At 47.3% G+C, this 3,422-nt stretch carries 2 protein-coding genes and 1 pseudogene; all 3 read right to left on the bottom strand.

All coding sequences use genetic code 11. The annotated features are described in order from the left end of the window. The coding region (locus VIR50_RS12230) for a glycoside hydrolase family 95 protein (protein ID WP_331935392.1) at positions 1-786 on the bottom strand (786 nt) is incomplete at its 3' end. Between the two features lie 386 nt (positions 787-1,172). Further along, positions 1,173-3,143, bottom strand: coding sequence for a DNA topoisomerase (ATP-hydrolyzing) subunit B (gene gyrB / locus VIR50_RS12225; protein ID WP_331935391.1), 1,971 nt, complete (start codon positions 3,141-3,143; stop codon positions 1,173-1,175). Positions 3,144-3,336: 193 nt separating this feature from the next. Then, positions 3,337-3,422 (bottom strand): annotated as a pseudogene (locus VIR50_RS12220) (30S ribosomal protein S20); the annotation flags it as partial.

Here is a 3,422-nt window from a genome sequence, read left to right as displayed (position 1 = left end):
TTCGTTGACGATATAAAGGGTGGCTTCGGTAGCTTTTTCGATGACGAGGTTGCCATTCGATATGGATATTTGGCCATCCGGGCTTGTGGCTCGGGCTATCGTGCAGAAGTGGATGGTTTCTTTGGGGTCGCCGGTGGCGTGACCCAACATGGTGAGTTGGTTGTTGCTGGCCTTTACCGTATGGGAAAGAAGGGATTGGAGCCGCACGGAGAGGAACAATTGGCCTCGCTTTTGGCTCGTGATATGTATGGCGATGCACTTGTCGGGATGAGAGGCGATGTATTCACGGGTCAGCATGTTGTCGCCCCGATGGTAGCTTACACGGCAGATGGCGCTGTCGATGGAGAGCTCCCGATGGTAGTTGGTCATGGGATGGTGGGCATTGAGGTCCTCAATGTATAGCGTCCCGAGGGGCATGTAGTAAGAACTGTTGTGGCCTTGGATGTGCAATTGCAGTGAGTCGGCGGCCGCATAGTCTTCCCGGAATAGGGCTTCCCGTATCTTGGGAAGCCATTTGTGGGCTTCCTTATCGTCTTCGTGATTGACGGGTTTGCCACTCCAAAGGGTGATGTCGTTGAGTTGTAGTGAGTCGGTTTCGCCTCCGCTATAAACCATGGCTCCCATTTTGCCGTTGCCAATGGGCAACGCTTCTTCAAAATAACGGGCCGGGGTGTTGTACCAAAGTTTGAGTGGGAGTTTGTCGGTTGCCTTTTTATGGGTGTTCCGAGGACTGGCGTTAAGGGTCGATATGCCCATAACAAAACATAGGGAGAGTAAGAAGCGCATAATACCGGTTGTTATTTGGTGATATTGCAAAAGTAATCAAATCGTGGCGTAAGGCCAAATCTTTTGGATAAAGCGATGAAAATATATGGATAAAAGGTGGAAAATGTAGGGCTGAAGGCTGAAAAAATGGCGAATAAACGCCAAAAATGAGGAAATCAAAGATAAACAACAATAGCTATACGGGATAGAAATATAGGCTTTTAAAAGTGTTTTCTATCTCTTTTAAAAGCAAAAACAATCAGACTGTTGATTAAACATTATAAACAAAAACAAGTTCACATGGAAGCTCAATGTTTTAAATCCTTCAGGCTGTTGATTAAAAATGACAAACAAAAACAAGGCATACTATTGTGAAGTATGCCTTGTTTGATGGGGTTTAATAAGGTTTACGCGTCGATATTAGCGTAAGTAGCGTTCTGTTCAATGAACTCTCTGCGTGGCTCAACGTCGTCTCCCATGAGCATGGAGAATATCTCGTCGGCGTCTGCGGCGTTCTCTATGGTCACCTGCTTGAGCAGTCGTGTCTTGGGATCCATGGTCGTTTCCCAAAGTTGTTCAGGGTTCATTTCGCCCAAACCTTTGTATCGTTGCGTGTGAAGAGCTTTGTCATCGTCCCGTCCATCACAGTATTTGTCGATGAAAGCTTGGCGTTGCTGCTCGGTATAGCAGTACTCGCTCACCTTCTTATAGGAACATTTGTAGAGTGGAGGGGTAGCTATGTAGAGGTGACCTTCCTGTATTACCTTCGGCATAAAGCGATAGAAGAGCGTCATGATCAGCGTGTCGATGTGAGAACCATCGACGTCGGCGTCGGTCATAATGATGATCTTATCGTAGCGGAGCTTATCGGTGTTGGCCTCCTTGCTGTCTTCGCTGTCGACGCCAAAGCGCACTCCGATACTTTGAATGATGTTCATGACCGACTCGGCTTCGAATACTTTGTGCCATTGAACCTTCTCTACGTTGAGTATTTTGCCACGAAGCGGGAGGATAGCTTGGTGGAATCGGTCTCTTCCTTGCTTGGCGGAACCGCCTGCGGAGTCACCCTCGACGAGGAAAATCTCGCAGTCTTTCGGGTCCTTATTGGAGCAGTCGGCGAGTTTTCCCGGCAGTCCACCGCCGGTCATGAAGTTCTTTCGCTGTACACTTTCACGAGCCTTACGGGCTGCGATACGGGCTGTGGCGGCGAGAACCACCTTCTCACATATCTTCTTAGCTTCTTCCGGATTCTCTTCCAAGTAGTTAGTCAGTGCCTCGTTTACGGCCTGCTGCACGGCGCCTTGTACCTCGCTGTTGCCTAACTTGGTTTTGGTTTGTCCCTCAAACTGGGGTTCTGCCACCTTAATAGATATGACAGCGGTGAGTCCTTCACGGAAATCTTCGGGGGCAATCTCGACTTTCGCCTTCTCAATTTGCTTGGAAATAGTGGGCTCTGCCTCAGCATAAGCCTTGAGAGTACGTGTAAGTGCCATGCGGAAACCCGTGAGATGAGTTCCTCCTTCTATGGTGTTGATGTTATTAACATAGGAATGAATGTTCTCACTATAGTCCGTATTGTACATGATAGCTACCTCTATGGGCGTTCCTTGCTTCTCTGTCTTGAGGTAGATAACATCATCAAAGAGATGAGTACGGTGGCGATCAACGTAGCGAACAAACTCTTTGAGTCCGTCCTTGGCGTGGAATACTTCTTTCTTTATCTTGCCTTCATCGTCCGGGCGTTGGTCAGTGAGCGTGATACGGATACCTGCATTGAGGAACGCAAGCTCACGCATACGATTCGCAATGATGTCCCAACGGTAGACAGTTGTCGTGAAAATGGTAGGATCGGGCCAAAACTGTTGGCGTGTGCCTCGAAGTTCGGTCTCTCCAACGACCTTTACCGGATAGAGAGCTTTTCCTCTTTCATATTCCTGCTGATAGATTTTGCCATCGCGGAATACTTGAGATTTCATGTGGCTAGATAGCGCATTAACACAGCTAACGCCCACTCCGTGGAGTCCACCGCTCACTTTATACGAGCCCTTATCGAACTTTCCACCGGCGTGAAGCACCGTCATAACAACCTCAAGAGCCGATTTGTGGAGCTTCTTATGCTCATCCACGGGGATACCGCGGCCGTTATCTTGTACAGTGATGGAGTTATCTTCGTTGATAGTCACTTCTATATCGGTGCAATATCCGGCCATTGCCTCGTCGATAGAGTTGTCGACAGTCTCGTTTACCAAATGATGTAAACCCTTTTCGCTGATGTCTCCAATGTACATCGCAGGACGCTTGCGTACTGCTTCCAGACCTTCCAGAACTTGAATATTCGAGGCTGAATAATTAGCCTCGTTGTTTTGATTTTCTGCCATTTCCTTGATTCGTAATATTATCTATGCAAAGATAATAAAAAAAGAATAGAAAAGGAAACTATCAGACGCTAAAATACATTAATGTACGTGCGAGGGATATAGGAGTAGGTATAGAGGCATGGGAAAACAAAATTAGGCCGATATTCGTGTGAATATCGACCTATGTATGATTTTCCGACAACGCTCGGTATGATTAACCGATGCTGTTGATGTGGAGAGCCAAGCTTGACTTCAGGTTGGCAGCTTTGTTCTTGTGAATGATGTTAGTCTTAACCAATT

It is taken from the genome of Prevotella sp. (assembly GCF_036570325.1).
Classification (GTDB): domain Bacteria; phylum Bacteroidota; class Bacteroidia; order Bacteroidales; family Bacteroidaceae; genus Prevotella.
This window is presented reverse-complemented; position numbering and strand designations above follow the sequence as displayed.

Bases quoted from the DNA above. Each gene is read 5' to 3' on its own strand.
- gyrB (WP_331935391.1), bottom strand. From the start codon at position 3,143: ATGGCAGAAAATCAAAACAACGAGGCTAATTATTCAGCCTCGAATATT.